Origin of the sequence: Bradyrhizobium sp. ISRA442, assembly GCF_038085055.1 — a bacterium.
Taxonomy (GTDB): Bacteria; Pseudomonadota; Alphaproteobacteria; order Rhizobiales; family Xanthobacteraceae; genus Bradyrhizobium.
Window position 1 is genome coordinate 202,831 of the sequence record NZ_JALGCN010000013.1, and the last position, 14,862, is coordinate 217,692.

Annotated in this window: 11 protein-coding genes and 2 pseudogenes; 9 read left to right on the top strand and 4 right to left on the bottom strand. The window is 61.1% G+C overall.

The window, feature by feature from the left end:
• The first annotated feature begins 320 nt into the window (after window positions 1-320).
• The gene (locus tag MTR72_RS26045; protein ID WP_341511528.1) at window positions 321-2,123 is read left to right on the top strand and encodes a tetratricopeptide repeat protein; all 1,803 of its coding nucleotides are present in this window, start codon (window positions 321-323) and stop codon (window positions 2,121-2,123) included.
• A gap of 166 nt (window positions 2,124-2,289) precedes the next feature.
• Window positions 2,290-4,677, top strand: coding sequence for a tetratricopeptide repeat protein (locus MTR72_RS26050; RefSeq protein ID WP_341511529.1), 2,388 nt, complete (start codon window positions 2,290-2,292; stop codon window positions 4,675-4,677).
• Between the two features lie 214 nt (window positions 4,678-4,891).
• On the opposite strand, the gene MTR72_RS26055 is transcribed toward MTR72_RS26050, so the two are convergent.
• Window positions 4,892-5,659 (bottom strand): outer membrane protein, encoded by a 768-nt coding sequence (locus MTR72_RS26055; protein WP_341511530.1) that lies wholly within the window; start codon window positions 5,657-5,659, stop codon window positions 4,892-4,894.
• A gap of 526 nt (window positions 5,660-6,185) precedes the next feature.
• On the opposite strand from MTR72_RS26055, the gene MTR72_RS26060 reads away from it, so the two are divergent.
• Window positions 6,186-6,572, top strand: coding sequence for a helix-turn-helix domain-containing protein (locus tag MTR72_RS26060; RefSeq protein ID WP_341511531.1), 387 nt, complete (start codon window positions 6,186-6,188; stop codon window positions 6,570-6,572).
• A 176-nt stretch (window positions 6,573-6,748) separates the two neighbouring features.
• On the opposite strand, the gene MTR72_RS26065 is transcribed toward MTR72_RS26060, so the two are convergent.
• Window positions 6,749-8,131, bottom strand: coding sequence for a cation:dicarboxylate symporter family transporter (locus MTR72_RS26065; RefSeq protein ID WP_341511532.1), 1,383 nt, complete (start codon window positions 8,129-8,131; stop codon window positions 6,749-6,751).
• Between the two features lie 54 nt (window positions 8,132-8,185).
• Window positions 8,186-9,271: a 4-oxalomesaconate tautomerase gene (locus MTR72_RS26070; protein WP_341511533.1), complete on the bottom strand. Its 1,086-nt coding sequence runs from the start codon at window positions 9,269-9,271 to the stop codon at window positions 8,186-8,188.
• A gap of 90 nt (window positions 9,272-9,361) precedes the next feature.
• Here MTR72_RS26070 and MTR72_RS26075 point away from each other — a divergent pair, with 90 nt between their 5' ends.
• Window positions 9,362-10,261, top strand: coding sequence for a LysR family transcriptional regulator (locus MTR72_RS26075; RefSeq protein WP_341511534.1), 900 nt, complete (start codon window positions 9,362-9,364; stop codon window positions 10,259-10,261).
• 637 nt (window positions 10,262-10,898) lie between these two features.
• A complete protein-coding gene (locus MTR72_RS26080) occupies window positions 10,899-11,063 on the top strand; it encodes a hypothetical protein (protein ID WP_341511535.1) in 165 nt (54 codons plus the stop codon).
• A 51-nt stretch (window positions 11,064-11,114) separates the two neighbouring features.
• Here the strand turns inward: MTR72_RS26080 and MTR72_RS26085 are convergent.
• Window positions 11,115-11,252: pseudogene (locus tag MTR72_RS26085) on the bottom strand (transposase domain-containing protein); the annotation flags it as partial.
• A 123-nt stretch (window positions 11,253-11,375) separates the two neighbouring features.
• Between MTR72_RS26085 and MTR72_RS26090 the strand changes: the two are divergent.
• From MTR72_RS26090 to MTR72_RS26105, 4 genes and pseudogenes are all read left to right on the top strand, one after another.
• Entirely contained in the window at window positions 11,376-12,641 is a 1,266-nt protein-coding gene (locus tag MTR72_RS26090; RefSeq protein WP_341511536.1) for a tyrosine-type recombinase/integrase, read from the top strand.
• Window positions 12,613-13,539 (top strand): tyrosine-type recombinase/integrase, encoded by a 927-nt coding sequence (locus tag MTR72_RS26095; protein WP_341511537.1) that lies wholly within the window; start codon window positions 12,613-12,615, stop codon window positions 13,537-13,539. Before MTR72_RS26090 ends, MTR72_RS26095 begins: the two co-directional genes overlap by 29 nt.
• The gene (locus MTR72_RS26100; protein WP_341511538.1) at window positions 13,536-14,537 is read left to right on the top strand and encodes a tyrosine-type recombinase/integrase; all 1,002 of its coding nucleotides are present in this window, start codon (window positions 13,536-13,538) and stop codon (window positions 14,535-14,537) included. The genes MTR72_RS26095 and MTR72_RS26100 overlap by 4 nt, the downstream gene beginning before the upstream one ends.
• Window positions 14,538-14,650: 113 nt before the next feature.
• Window positions 14,651-14,788, top strand: a pseudogene (locus MTR72_RS26105) (transposase domain-containing protein); the annotation flags it as partial.
• Between the last annotated feature and the right edge of the window lie 74 nt (window positions 14,789-14,862).

Sequence of the window (14,862 nt, forward strand, 5' to 3'; positions counted from 1 at the left end):
TCGCCTCGCGCACGCGCCAAACAAGGTGCGAACAGGTTCGCACCCCAGGTGCGAACACGAACACCGCACGCAGCAAAGGCGGAATACGGAAAAATTCATAAAGCTGTAATCTAGAGTGTTGCTGCAGTGCCGCGCTCGCTCACGACCGCGACGCCATCATCACTCGAGGCCTGCGACGAAATGCGCGACCCTCATCATCCCTTTGGCACAAAATACATACTCGTGTGACCGACAGCGTCACTCACTCGTGAGTTGAAAAGCCTCGGTTGCCAAGCCGACCGTTACCCGAGTAAGGTGCACATTCGACAGTCTAAGGTTTAATGAGTGAGTTGCCGGTTTTTCCCGCGGTAGGCGTCGATGTCTCCGGCGTGACTCGGCGTGAAGGCGCTGAGGTAACGGCTGAGGACGTGCGTGCGGAGCTTGAGCGAATTTGCTCGAGTCCGCGCTTTCAGGCGAGCGAGAAGCGACGTCAGTTTTTGCGCTTCGTCGTGGGCGAAACGCTTGCCGGCCGTGCAGAGAGCCTGAAGGGCTTTACAATTGCCTTGGCCGTGTTCGGCCGCGACGAGTCCTTCGATCCTCAAGCAGACCCTGTGGTTCGCCTCGAAGCGAGACGGCTGCGACGCGATCTCGACAGCTATTACATGGATGCCGGCCAGAAGGACGCAGTCCGCATCTCAATTCCGAAGGGATCATACGTCCCCACTTTTGAGTGGTATAACGCACCCGCCGCTCCGATCGAACGCGAGCCTAGTTTTCACGAAACTCCAGCTCAGCCTGCGGGAGGTGCAAAGCCGGCGAGCCCAACACCGGGCATTCGTGCCTGGCCAATCGTCGCAACCATTGCCGCCATGCTCGCACTGGGCGCGGTGTTGTGGGGCTTATCCTACGTGCCGGCACATTTCCGTTCGGGCTCGCCGAAGGAGCCTGCCCTTCTGGTCATGCCATTCGAGTCATTGAGCCCGGGAGAGAGTGCTCGCTACCTTGCTGTTGGACTAAGCCAGGAGCTGACCAGCAATCTATTCCGATTTCCGAGCATTCGATTCTATACCTTCCCGCCAGGCTCCAACCAGGACAAGAGCGTCGCCGCGACGGAGCTGGGACGCAATCTTGGCGCTTCATACATTGTGAATGGAGGCGTTCAGACAGATGCCGAACAAGTTCGCGTCATGACGACTCTGTCGAATGCGGCAACCGGCCAGATCGTGTGGACCCGGACTGATACGCGACCGTCCGATCCGCAATCGCTCATAGGCGTTCAAAAAGATCTCGCGAGCGAGATTGCGACCATGATCGGTCAGCCCTACGGCATAGTCAATCGCGATATCGCCAGTAGCCCGTCTGCACCCAACGTATCGAACATGGAAAGTTACCTGTGCGTCTTGCGCGGGTACGGGTACCGCCGCAGCTTTGCGAGAGCGGAGTTCGAGCCCGTCTTGCGGTGTCTCGAACAGACCGTTCAGCGGGATCCGGAGTACAGTGATGCATGGGCGATGCTCGGTTGGCTGCATGTCGACGCTGGACGCCTCGGATATACCGGCGACGGCAACCGGCAAACCGAATATGCGCGGTCGCTCGAGGCGACGTCTCGCGCGGTCGCCATTCAACCGAACAACGCTATGGCTCTGAAGGCTCGGGCAAGCGCCTATTTCTACACAGGACGCTACGCCGAAAGCGAGGATCTGACGCGTCAAGCGGCGGCTCTCAATCCCAACGACCCCGAGGTCCTGGCCCAGCTCGGCTGGCGGCTTGCTGTGCGGGGGAATTTCGAAGAGGGCATCCCCATTCTCAAGCGTGCGATCGAGCGTACTTTGAGTCCTCCAGGCTGGTATTTTCATTTGATCGCCATCGATCTGTATCTGAAGGGCGACTATTCGCAGATGCTCAGAGTTGCCGAACGCTCCGCGATGGACGATCCCGGCTTCAGTCAATTCTTGCTTGCGGTAGCGAATGCAGAGCTCGGAGACCGCAAGGCCACCCGGCGCGCGTTGGACAAGATGTCTCAGTATGAGCCCGTGGGGCGCGATCCCAAGGGATTCCTGCAGCGGCACGGCGCGACTGACCCGCTCGTCAAGACGCTCATGGTCGGCCTGGAGAAGGCGCGTGCGCTAGCCGTAATGAAATGAAGGGCCAGGCGGTTCGTTGACATTCTCACTCGCGCCTTGTGAAATCCGGAGCGTCCGGCGCAGCGCCAAAATTGCAGTGCACTCGGGGGAAGCAGATTTGCCAAAATCCAAATCGGTCTCCGGTCGATCGCGTAAGCGCCCCAGACACGGCAGCGAGGAGAGCCGCGTGGCGCCGGGTCGAACGCTGCTCGATCGCCGCTGGGGCATCATCGCCCTGATCAGCGTTGTCCTGATTGTCGGAGGCGCCGTGTTTTGGCTGTCCGTCGCCGGTTCGTCCTTCGACCAGACGGCAGCCAAGGCGCCGCCTGCCGTCGCTAATTATGTTGGCAGCCAATCCTGCGCCGTTTGCCATCCGACCGAGACGGGCCTTTGGCAGCAATCGCAGCACAAGCTGGCGATGGCACATGCAACCGAAGCGACCGTTCTCGGCGACTTCAACGGCGTGACATTTGAACATTTTGGCGTGCGTAGCCGCTTCTTCCGCAAGGACGGCAAGTTCTTCGTCGAAACTGACGGGCCCGACGGAAACCTGGCCGAGTACGAAATCAAATACACATTCGGCGTCGATCCCCTTCAGCAATACCTGATCGAATTTCCCGACGGACGCCTGCAGGCGCTATCGATCGCGTGGGATGCGCGCGCCAAGGAAAAGGGAGGACAGCGCTGGTTTCATCTCTATCCCAACGAAAAGATCGATCACACGGACCCGCTTCACTGGACCCGGTTGAACCAAAACTGGAACTTCATGTGCAGCGAATGCCATTCCACCGGCGTTCGGAAGAACTACGATGCGTCCAAGGATCGGTTCAACACCACGTGGGCCGAGATAAGTGTGGGCTGCGAGACATGCCATGGACAGGGTTCGAACCATGTTGCCTGGGCCGCATCGCAGCAGAAGCTTTGGCCGTTCGGCAAATCGGACAGCGAGACGATGGGTCTTCTGGTCCGCTTTTCGGAGCGGTTGAACGCGTCCTGGTCGCTCGAAAAAGCTTCTTCCACGGCATCGCGCAACCCGCCGCCCGCAACGCTGCGAACGGAAGTCGAAACCTGCGGCCTCTGTCATGCCAGGCGGAGCCAGATCTCCGAAGACTGGATTCCCGGCCAGTGGCTATCCGAGACACATTTGGTTTTGCCTCTGTCGAGGGGTCTCTACCACGCCGACGGCCAAATGCTGGACGAGGTCTACAACTACGGATCATTCAAGCAGAGCAAGATGTTCGCCGCCGGCGTAACCTGCAGCAATTGTCACGACCCCCACAGCGGCAAAACGCGGCTGGCAGGAGACGGCGTTTGCCTGCAATGCCACGCCCCCGAGAAATTCGCCGCCGTATCCCATCACCATCATGCCGAAGCAAATCCCCCGCCGGCCTGCGCGTCGTGCCACATGCCCGTCGACACCTACATGGTCGTGGATTCCCGGCATGACCACAGCTTCCGTGTGCCCCGCCCTGACCTTTCCGTTCAGCTCGGCACCCCCAACGCCTGTAACGATTGCCATACAGACAAGACAGCGGAATGGGCAGCGGCCGCGATCGAGAAGTGGCACGGACCCGAGCGCAAGGGATTCCAAACCTACGGCCCGGCCTTCCATGCTGCCTGGGCCGATGGCACCAACCCTGCGGCCTTGCTTGCCCATATTGCGGGCGACCAGCACAATCCCGGTTTCGCCCGCGCCGGGGCTCTCGCGGAGTTGAACGCTTATTTGTCTGCGGAAACAGTCAAGATCGCGAGTACGGCCCTTGGCGACTCCGACCCGATGGTCCGCATTGGTGCGCTCGACATGCTCGATGGCATGCCTCTACAACAGCTCTGGCCCATCGCCGGAAAGGCGCTTGCGGATCCGGTGCGAGGCGTCCGTATTCGCGCCGTTTCCCTGCTGGCGGGATTGCCCGCCTCCTCGCAGCCGCCGGAGTATCGTGCAGCATATGAGAAGGCTGTGGCGGAATTCACGGAAGCGCAACGACTGAACGCCGATCGTCCGGAAGGACGGACCAACCTTGGAAATCTTTTCGCGCGCGAAGGCCAATTGGATCGTGCCGAAGCAGAATACGTCGCAGCATTGCGCCTTAGCGGCGAATATGTTCCGGCGACCATCAATCTCGCGGACCTCTATGCACGACAGAAGCGCGAGGATCGTGTTGAAGCCGTTTTGCGCAAGTCAATCGAGCAAGTTCCGCGGAATGCCGCCCTTCATCATGCGCTTGGCCTCTCACTTGTCCGTTCGCGACATCAGCAGGACGCATTGGAGGAGTTGCGCCTGGCCAGTGAACTCCAACCAGCCCAGGCGCGCTATGCATATGTCTATGCGGTCGCACTCAATTCGGCAGGTCGGGTTTCCGACGCGATACGGCAACTCGAAGAAAACGTCGCCCGTCACCCCTCGCATCGCGAGACTTTGGCCGCGCTGGTGACGATCAATCAGCAGGCCGGCGATCTGCCAAGCGCCCTGAAATACGCCGAGCAACTAGCGAAAATCATCCCGGACGATCCCAACATCACGCGCCTGGTCAAGGAATTGAGGGAGGCCGCCGCTAAGGCGCCGCGCCCAAATTGAAGGCCGGCAATTCGCGGCGAAGATGACGTCGCGGCAACGCTTGCTCCGGAATGCTGTCTGGTCGTTGTGACGAATTGCGAGAAGCCGGCCCTTCGAAAGCCATCGATCAATTGAGCACGCCACAGCGGCACTTTGGCGCACAGGCCAACCAGACGATCAAAAAACAAAGGCCGGCTGTGACAGCCGGCCTTTGCATGCATCGGGTGATCGGAAATCAGTATCGGGCTGCCACCGGAGCACCAACACCGCCCCAACCGAAGCGATAGTTCAGACGGAGCGTAACCATGTCGATGTCCTGGTCGACACGATTGATCGCTCCCGCGACAATCGGATTGACCACGGAGAACGAGTTGTTGTTATGCCCCATGAACAGGTGATCGTATTCGACGCCAACCGACCAGTTCGGCGTAAAGCCGTATTCGAAGCCGACACCGACGGTCGCACCCCACCGCGTCGAATCGGCCGATGCGAGCGTCGTGCCTGTGGCGGTGTCCAGAATGCTAAAGGTGTTGCCGGTGACCGCAGCACCGCCCTTGACGTAGAGCAACGCGGCATTCCAGGCATAACCAATCTGCCCGGTGAAAAGGCCGATGCCGTCGGTTTTCACGCGCGTCGAGAAGGCAGGATTGATCAGACTGACCCGGGTCCGGTTGAGATCCGCCCAGTTGCCTTGAGCTTCGAGACCGAAGACCCAACCAGCGGACTGCCACCGATAGCCGACCTGGCCACCGATCACGCCGCCTGAACGATCGCTACATGCATCGGCGACGATCGCACCACCGGCAGTGAGGAAATCCCAGCAATTGTGGCTGTTTGCCCAACCGCCGTTGGCGCCGATGTAGAAACCTGTCCAGTCATACACCGCGACCACCGGAGCGGGCGGAGCCTTGGTGTACGGCCGTGCGGCCAGATCGGCAGCGCTTGCGGGAGCCGACATCCCGATTGCCAAGGCGCCAATCGCGCCGACAAAGATTTTCTTCATCTCGCAGTATCCCTTCCGTTTTTGCTTTGCCGAAATGAGTCGCACCCCCAATCGCAACCTCCGCGAACATTTGTACCTGAATACGCTGTAGAGAGATGTCTCCGGGCCGCCACAGTCGGGCAAATTCGGAACGCCACGAAGCTCAGGCGAGGTGCTGGTGTGCCACGAACCGATCGACATGGAGGCGCCCCCGGCGGGCAGCGCTTTCATCGACAGGCCCTTGATACATCGAAAGGATTTTCAGCTTGGTCACCGCTCTCCGCGGTGATCGCGGCTCAGCCGTGTCGGCCGCCCTAACCTAGCGCGATCCCTGCACGGCGGATTTTCTGGGAGCTCGGCGCTCGATCCAGGCGCACCGCCGGGCAGCCGCACCCGAACGCGCAATGCTGGACACCGCTTCCCCCGCCTCGAGCAGGGGCACCACAGCGACTTCTTCGGCTCACTCCCGCATTTTCGCGGCTCGTTTGACGGCCTGGTCCTGAGACCGCGCGATCTGAGCGCGCCGATTTCGACGGCCGATCCGACGATGGCATTCTATGTCCGGCGCTATCTTGACGAGGTCGTTGCGCGGCCTGCCGTCATGATGGATGCCACTGTTCGCCAGCTGATTTTCACGCTGCTCCCATCGGGTCGCTGCACCAGCGAGCTGGTGTCGCGTCATTTAGGGATCGATCGCCGCACTCTGACCCGGCGGCTGGCCGCGCGCGGTGCAACCTTCTCTGACATTCTCGCTGCTGTTCGCGTCGAACTGGTCCAGCGCCATATCAAGGTAGAAGGAAGGTCTCTCGCCGAGACTGCCCAACTTCTTGGCTTCTCCGGACTGCCGGCGTTTTCGCGATGGTTTACGACGAACTTCGGTATGTCTGCATCGCATTGGCGTGCGGAGGATTCGGGACGAGGGCACAAGCCCTGAGCCGTACGCAGGCGTACGAACGATGGACAACGCTATCCAATTACTCTCCGAATGTTGCTGAGCAACTCCAAATCGCGGAGGCGCAACACTCGATTCTTGCCGCGTGCTCTCCGCGCGAAGTTGTGTCGAGCGGAGGGCGCGCCGGTTGGATGCGGGATGTCTCATCGTAGGCTACCTCAGATCGATGAGGCGGAGACACCAGGCCGGAATACGGGCTGCTCGTCGGTCTCGATCTCAATAGTTGCAGGCTTGGCGCTGGCTGACCCATCGAGCTCATTGTGGAGGCGTGCAAGATCGCACTCTCCCTCCCAGATTGCGATCGCAATGCAAGCGACTGCATTGCTCACCAGGCTGGTCAGCGCACGCGCTTCCGACATGAAGCGATCGATGCCTGCAATGATGACGACGCCAGCGACCGGCAAGGTGTCCGGCATGGCCGCAAGCGTCGCCACCAGCGCCGCAAAGCCGCTTCCCGTGACGCCGGCGGCTCCCTTCGAGGTAAGCAGCATCACGAAGATCATCGACATGATCTGCCAATTCGAGAGGTGGACATCCATAGCCTGCGCCAGAAACAGCGAGGCGAGCGTCAGGTAGATTGCCGTGCCATCCAGGTTGAATGAATAGCCGAGCGGCAGCGTCAATCCGACTGACCCTTTGCTGCAACCGAGCCGCTCCAGCTTGTACAGGAGCGCCGGCAGCACGGGCTCGGTGGAGGAGGTGCCGAGTACGACCAGCAGCTCCTCGCGGATGTAGCGGAGCAGCTTGAACAGGCTGAAGCCATTGATGCGGGCGAGCAACCACAGCGCTCCAAAAACGAAAATCCCGCAAGCCACGTAGAGCGTCAGAATCAGCAGGCCAAGATTTCCGATGGTGCGAATGCCGTTCTTTGCGACGATGAACGCGATGGCGCCAAATGCACCAAGAGGCGCCAGCTTCATCAGGAAACTGAAGGCAGCGAACAGCGCCCTGGAGAATGATTCGAGGCCGCGCAGAAACGGTTCTCCCGCGCCCCCGATCTTGCGGAGCCCAAAGCCAGTGATGATCGCAATGAACAGTACGGGGAGCACCTCGCCTTCTGCAAACGGAGTGAAGAAGCTGCGCGGGATGACATGCAACAGCATCTCGACGGCGTCGAGCTTCTTCGCTGATCTTGCGTACCGTGCGGCCTCCGTCGGATCGATCGCGTGAACGTCAATGTGCAGACCTGCGCCCGGCTGCAGCGCTTCGACCGAGATCAGGCCGACGAACAGCGCAACCGCCGTCAACACGTAAAACAGTGCCATGGCCTTCAGCAACGTCGAACCGACACTTCGTTCGCGCCCAATGCCGGCAATACCGAGCACGATCGTGCAGAACACGACCGGCACGATCATCATTTTGACGACCTTGATGAAACCATCTCCGAGCGGCTTCACGAGGACTCCGGCCTCTGGAACGAAGTGCCCCAGCAGAATGCCGCCGGTCACCCCCACGAGCACCTGGAAGTAGAGCGTCTGATAGAATCTGTTGGACTTATCCCTTGCATCTGTCGCTGCACGAGCTACCTGCATGGTCTGCATGTTGCCTCCCAATTTGCATTATTTGTTAGCGAGCGGGCTTTTCGCCCCGTCGGTTCAGGCTGCAGCCAGCGGCACGGCGGCCTGCGGGAGGCGGGCAAACACTGCGCCTTCGAAGATCCGCCTCGCCGTGCGGACGACTGATACGGTGGGCACCTTCGCTCCTTCGGCCCAGGAGAGTTCGAGCTCCATCTGACCTGACGGATGCTCAATCTTGACAGTGGTCGGAAGCCCGTTGCTAACAAACGCGTGAGCGACTGAGCCAGGAATGGCGCACGCCGTTGCCAGCGCGACGGCGCCGGTCACCGCAAATGTCCTATGACAGGCATGCGGCATGAAGTATCGGGCGGAGACGGTGCCGCCATGTAGCGCCGGCGCAATCAGAACGGGCTTAGGGATGACGAGCCCGGGTAACAGCCCCATGCGTACGGCGGCCGCACGCCTCACCGCTTCGAGCCGAGTCATGAACACGCGATCCGCATCAAGTTCGCTCGGCCGCTCCAGCCCGCTCTTGCCAAGATCTTCCGCCCGCATGATCAGGAGAGGTGTCGCGGCGTCGATGCAGGTGATCGGCACATTCTCCACCACGTCGGTAGCGCTGCCCGTTGGCAGCAGGAGCCCGGTCTTGGATCCGGCTGCATCAAGGAAAGTGAGATGGATTGGCGCGGCGCCGCCGGGCACGCCGTCGATACTCGTTGCACCCTCATAGGTGACGGCGCCTTCGGGCGTCTGCACGGTCGCCGCAACCAGTTTGCCGGTGTTCACATTGTGGATGCGAACCGTCGTGCGCCCGTCCCGAGCACGTACAAGGCCTTGCTCTATGGCAAAAGGAGCGACCGCCGACAGCATGTTGCCGCAGTTGGGTGAGGTATCCACCGCGCACTCGGCGACTTTTACCTGGGCAAACAGGTAGTCGACGTCAGCATCGGGATGCGTCGGTGGCCCTACGATGGCAACCTTGCTGGTCAGCGGACTACCACCGCCGATGCCGTCGATCTGCAACTCATGTCCGGCGCCGAGCGCGGAGATCAGCAGTTGATCGCGTTCGGCGACATTGCTCGGAAGGTCGGTCGCCAGAAAGAACGGTCCTCTCGATGTGCCGCCACGCATCAGGACGCAGGGAACGCGAACGGAACGAAGCATGGCAGCGGAATCCTTCGGCTGGTTTGCGTCTAGACCCTGGCGGAAGACCTCTTTGTTGTGAAATGCAAAGATTTGGATTATTGATGCGCAATGCGCATCAATTTCGAGCTGCTCGACGTTCGTGCCTTCCTGGCGGTCCTCGACCTGGGCAGCTTTAGCAAGGCAGCCAACTCCTTGAACCTATCGCAGCCGGCGCTGTCGCGGCGCATTCAGTCGCTCGAGGCAGCCATCGGGGCTCCTCTGCTCGAGCGCACCACGCGGCATGTTGCACCGACTGCAGTCGGCCAATCGCTGGCGCCGTTGACGCGGCGCCTGCTCGATGAGTTTGAGGAGTCCCTCCTCGGCACGACCGGCGCCGCCGCTCGCCAGACCGGGCAGATCACGCTCGCCTGCGTTCCAACAGCAGTGTTCTATTTCCTGCCGAAGGCCATCGAGCAGTTCAACGCCCGCTTTCCTCACATCCGATTCCGGATTCTCGACCTCTCGGCAAATGAGGGGCTGGCAAGCGTGGCAAACGGCGAAGCCGAGTTCGGCATCAATCTGACCGGCAGTACGGACCCCGATCTCAGCTTTACTCCGCTGCTGGACGATCCGTTCGTACTGGCCTGCCGGCGCGACCACGCTCTGGCGACCAAGCGTCGCCTGACCTGGAAAGACCTCGAAGACGAAATCCTGATCGGCGTGAGCCGCGCGAGTGGCAATCGTCTGATCCTCGAAGCGGCGTTGATGAAATCAAAGGTGCGGCTCAACTTTCATTTCGAAGTCAATCACCTCACCACCTCGTTAGGCCTGGTCGAACGCGGGCTTGGCGTGTCCGTGTTGCCAAAGCTGGCGACGCCACCGCCCGGACACCCCATCATCGTAACGAGATCGATTGGCGAGCCAGAGATCAAACGCACGATCGGCATTGTCGAGCGGCGCGTTGCGCGCCTCTCCCCAGCAGCCCAACGCTTCCGCGACATGCTGGTTGCCACCTGGCAGCGCGGATAGGCCGTAGCTTAGTCGCACATTCAAGGGATCGCGCTGGCTCCGGCTCTGCAGCGGGGCGATACCCTGCAACTGCGCGCTGTATCGAATGGGGTGAAGATACAGAAACAAAGGCAAGCCGGACGGCAATCCGGCCGCGCGACGTCCGCCGCAAAAAAACGTCGCAAGAGACCCGTTTTGTTCTCGATGAGCTTTCGGCGACCTATTGAGGAAGGACGCCTTCGCGATGGTGGGCGCACCAGGGCTCGAACCTGGGACCCGCTGATTAAGAGTCACGCTTCCACCATTGTTTTCACAAGCGAATTTTTCCAACCGAGTCATAATCCCATCATTTGAGATCAATGGCTTACAACGAAAAATCCAACTGCAAGAGCGCGTCGCGGTTAGCGCACATCGACATCCCGAAACCTTCGAGGTCAGCCCGCTAATAACCAAAGTTCGTGCGCGATCCGGCGGCGGCTGAACTGGTGGACGCCTAAGCTCAAATCATGGAGGCGCGACAGCCGATGTCTGTAGGCATCCGGCGACGGCCCTGGCTAACAAGGAATCGGCGGTTCATGAGGGGCTGGCTTCAAAGGGGATGTTCAGCGAGCACCTGATCCTCTACGATTTAAGGCATCGTGGCCGAGGAACACCTGTAATGACCGATGACGAAGTAAGGGAGGCGCTTGAGGCGCTTGCCGACGAGAACCACAAGATAATGAGGCGCGCGGCCATCGAAGCCGATCGCCGCTACGCCGAGGCCGCCCAAAAACAGGGAATGGCTAGGGCGCCAGAGGATAGCGACGGACCGTCAGAACCTTAGATGCATTGATCAACAGATCTCCGATCACTTCATAGATCTGCGGAGCTATGCTTACGCCGCGTGAGCGACTTTCTGAGAGCGCCAATTCCAAGGCAGCATTTCGTCAATGCGCTTGGCAGGGTGATCCGGTAGGCGCGCCAGCACGTCGGCAAGCCAAGCCTGCGGGTCGATGTCATCGAGCTTGGCAGTTTATGCCGCCCGCCGAACTATGCCGAGTCGGGTCGTTTTCCCCAGATTTCTCGCTGACCGGCGTTTGGTCGGTTCGGCATAGTTCGTTCTGTGCCTCCGCTTTCAACAGCGGAGAACAGGAACATGGAAGTTGAAGAGTACTTGGGCAGAAGCCGGCTGTACCGGCGTCTCAGAGCCGGGCCGCACGGACAGTTCGTCGAGCGCTACGCCGCTCGTCTCGTCGAAGAGAGGCTCGTTCGGCACGGCACGTGGCGTTGCCTCAACGTGGTTGGCGGGCTCCTGAGTTGGATCGCGGGCCGTCGCTACAAGCTGGTCGATCTCGATGAGCAGGTCGTTGAGCGGTACCTCCGACATCGAGGCGGGAGGCAGTCTATCCAACCCGGTGACCGAGCTGCGCTCAAGCGATGGCTGTCGGTGCTGCGCGAGGAAGGCGCGATCGCGCCGTTGGTGCTGCCGCCTCTCACCCCGCACGAACGGATCTTCAAGGAGTTCGATGCCTACCTGCGATCAGAGCGCGGCTTGGCCCCGAGGTCCATCGTCCGCCATCACCCAGTCATCCGCAGGTTCCTGCACGAGGTGTGCTCCGGCGGCGCCGGCGCCGTGTGCAAGATCAGCCAAGAGGACGTGATCCGCTACGTTGAGCGCCACGCCCGGGATTGGAGCCCAGGAACAGGCAAGGCGATGTGCTGGTCGTTGCGTGCCTTTCTCCGTTACCTCCACCATCGGGGGCTGAACGCGCGCCCGTTGGCGGATTGCGTTCCATCGATGCGCCGATGGAAGCTCGCAACCCTGCCGACCTATCTGCCTGCCGCTCAGGTGCGGAAGGCTCTCGACGGTTGCGACCGAGAGACGGTGATGGGACGGCGCGACTACGCCATTCTGTTGTTGCTGGCCAAGCTCGGCCTGCGGGCCGACGAGGTCGCGACGCTCACCCTAGATGATATCGACTGGCGCGCCAGCGAGATACTCGTTCGCGCCAAGGGCCGACAGCGGGCACGGATGCCGATACCGCCAGATGTTGGCGCGGCCATCGTTGCATATCTGCGCAATGGCCGCCCAAAGTCGTCGTGCCGACGGTTGTTCGTCCGCACACTCGCGCCACACGTCGGCTTTGCTTCCGGATGTGCGATCACCATGATCGCCAAGGCCGCTCTCGATCGCGTTGGAATCGGAGGTTGCGCACACCGCGGCGCCCATATCTTCCGACACAGTCTCGCTACCGAGCTTCTCCGATCTGGCGCGACCTTGTCGGAGATCGGACAGTTGCTGCGGCACGAGAACCACGACACCACCCGGATTTGCGCGAAGGTCGACATCGATGCGCTGAGAACATTGAGCCTGCCTGGCCGGGAGGCGTGCAATGACCAATCTGCGCTCCGCACTCGATAAGTACCTGAGCATGCGCAAGGGACTGGGATACAAGTACGAGCACCAGACCCGGCGGCTCGCCGACTTCGTCGCCTTCATGGAGAAGCGCAAAGCCAGGGTCATCACGACGAAGCTGGCAATGGAATGGGCAACGCTGCCGCCCGATCGTCATGCATCCTGGGCGCTGCGATTGAGCGACGTGCGCGGGTTCGCGCGCCATGTCGCCAACTTTGATCCGAGAACGGAGGTGTCGCCCGTCGGCATGCTGCCCGGATGGAAGCGCGCCAAGCCATATGTCTACAGCGACGCGGAGATCGATGCGCTGCTGACGGCCGCGCTGGCTCTGCCGCCAGCGGACGGGCTGCGCCGATGGACCTACCATACCTTGTTCGGGCTGATCGCGGTGACAGGCATGCGTATATCCGAGGCGATGGGCCTGGAGCGTGATGACGTCGACCTCGACGCCGGCGTGCTGACGGTCCGGCTGACCAAGTTCGGCAAGTCGCGGCTCGTGCCATTGCATCCGACGACGAGAACCGCGCTGCGCGACTACGCCCAGCGGCGCGATGCGCTGCTCGGATCACGCTGCGGCTCGACCTTCTTCGTTGCCGAACAAGGAGGCCGCTTGCTGCACCAGTACGTTCATCGCGTCTTCTGGCGATTGTCCAGAGAGATCGGGCTGCGGCGCCCAGGTGATCGTACCGGGCCACGCGTGCACGACTTCCGTCATCGCTTCGCCATCCGGACGCTGCTCGACTGGTATCGCGAAGGCAAGGACGTCGAGCAACAGCTCCCAGTACTCTCCACTTACCTCGGCCACGCCTGCGTGCGCGACACCTACTGGTATCTCTCGGCCTGCCCCGAGTTGATGGAAGAAGCGGCGCGGCGTCTCGATCGGCGATGGGAGGTGACGCCATGAAGCCCGCCTGCAACGTCGCCACGTTGATCGAGCGCTTCTTCACCGATCGCCTCATGCGCCAGCGCAATGTTAGCGGCAACACGATCGCCTCCTACAGAGACACGTTCCGGCTGCTGTTCATGTTCGCACAGGAGCGGCTGCGGAAGTCTCCATCGGCCCTGACGCTCGCCGATCTGGATGCAACGTTCATAAGCGCGTTCCTCACCGATCTCGAGGTAAAGCGCGGCGCCAGCGCGAAGACGCGTAACCTGCGTCTTACCGCCATCAGATCCTTCTTCAGGTTCGTGTCCTTCGAGGAACCGGCACACAGTGCGCTGATCCAGCGCGTGCTCGCCATACCGAGCAAGCGCCATGACAAGCGACAGGTGCACTTCCTGACGCGCCCCGAGATCGAGGCGGTTCTCGCCGCGCCCGATCGAACGACGTGGCTTGGTCGCCGCGATCACACCTTGCTGCTGGTCGCAGCCCAGACGGGCTTGCGCCTCTCAGAGCTGACTGGCCTTGACCGAGATGCCGTCCACCTCGGGTCTGGTGCACACGTACGATGCGTCGGTAAAGGGCGGAAGGAGCGGACCACTCCGCTGACCACGCTGGCTCGGTGTGCGCTCCAGGCATGGCTCAAGGAGCCGTTGCAGAAAGGAGCAACAGCGTTGTTCCCCAACGTGCACGGGGGCCGGCTCAGTGCCGACAGCGTCCAGTCCCTGCTGGGAAAGCATGTTCGTGTCGCTCACAAGAGTTGCCCGTCTTTGAAGGCCAAGAACGTGTCACCGCACGTGCTGAGGCACAGCGCTGCGATGGAACTGCTGCAAGCCGGCGTCGACTGCTCCGTGATCGCGCTGTGGCTCGGTCATGAATCGGTCGAGACGACGCAGATGTACCTGCACGCCCACCTCGCCCTCAAGGAAGCTGCCCTGGCGAAGCTCAAGCCGTACGAGCGCGGCAAGCGAACCCGCTTCCAGCCGAACGACCGCCTACTCGCCTTCCTCGAGGCGCTCTGAAAGACCAGACTATGCCGAATGGAAAGGGGCTGCCCTGCACGCGATCGACGGTGCCAGCGTGACAACGGCGTGCCAGACCAAATCCGTTCGGCATAGTTCGGCGGGCGGCATAAACGTGCAAACTCAATGATGTCGAGCCTTACGTATACCTGCGTGACGTGCTGCAGCGAATGGTCGATGGACACCCGATCAACCGTCTCGACGAACTGCTGCCGTGGGCTTGGAACGCTCAGCATCCTGTCAAGACCTGAGCTCATGTGTGGGCTCCGGACGCATACGGTCGTGTCGTCTCTCTGATCTCACCCATTCTCGCTTCCTTTCTCGC

Excerpts from the sequence above, each read along its gene's own strand:
- MTR72_RS26045 (WP_341511528.1), top strand. The coding sequence starts at position 321 with ATGAGTGAGTTGCCGGTTTTTCCCGCGGTAGGCGTCGATGTCTCCGGC.
- MTR72_RS26055 (WP_341511530.1), bottom strand. The coding sequence starts at position 5,659 with ATGAAGAAAATCTTTGTCGGCGCGATTGGCGCCTTGGCAATCGGGATG.
- MTR72_RS26060 (WP_341511531.1), top strand. The coding sequence starts at position 6,186 with ATGGCATTCTATGTCCGGCGCTATCTTGACGAGGTCGTTGCGCGGCCT.
- MTR72_RS26065 (WP_341511532.1), bottom strand. The coding sequence starts at position 8,131 with ATGCAGACCATGCAGGTAGCTCGTGCAGCGACAGATGCAAGGGATAAG.
- MTR72_RS26070 (WP_341511533.1), bottom strand. The coding sequence starts at position 9,271 with ATGCTTCGTTCCGTTCGCGTTCCCTGCGTCCTGATGCGTGGCGGCACA.
- MTR72_RS26075 (WP_341511534.1), top strand. The coding sequence starts at position 9,362 with ATGCGCATCAATTTCGAGCTGCTCGACGTTCGTGCCTTCCTGGCGGTC.
- MTR72_RS26080 (WP_341511535.1), top strand. The coding sequence starts at position 10,899 with ATGACCGATGACGAAGTAAGGGAGGCGCTTGAGGCGCTTGCCGACGAG.
- MTR72_RS26090 (WP_341511536.1), top strand. The coding sequence starts at position 11,376 with ATGGAAGTTGAAGAGTACTTGGGCAGAAGCCGGCTGTACCGGCGTCTC.
- MTR72_RS26095 (WP_341511537.1), top strand. The coding sequence starts at position 12,613 with ATGACCAATCTGCGCTCCGCACTCGATAAGTACCTGAGCATGCGCAAG.
- MTR72_RS26100 (WP_341511538.1), top strand. The coding sequence starts at position 13,536 with ATGAAGCCCGCCTGCAACGTCGCCACGTTGATCGAGCGCTTCTTCACC.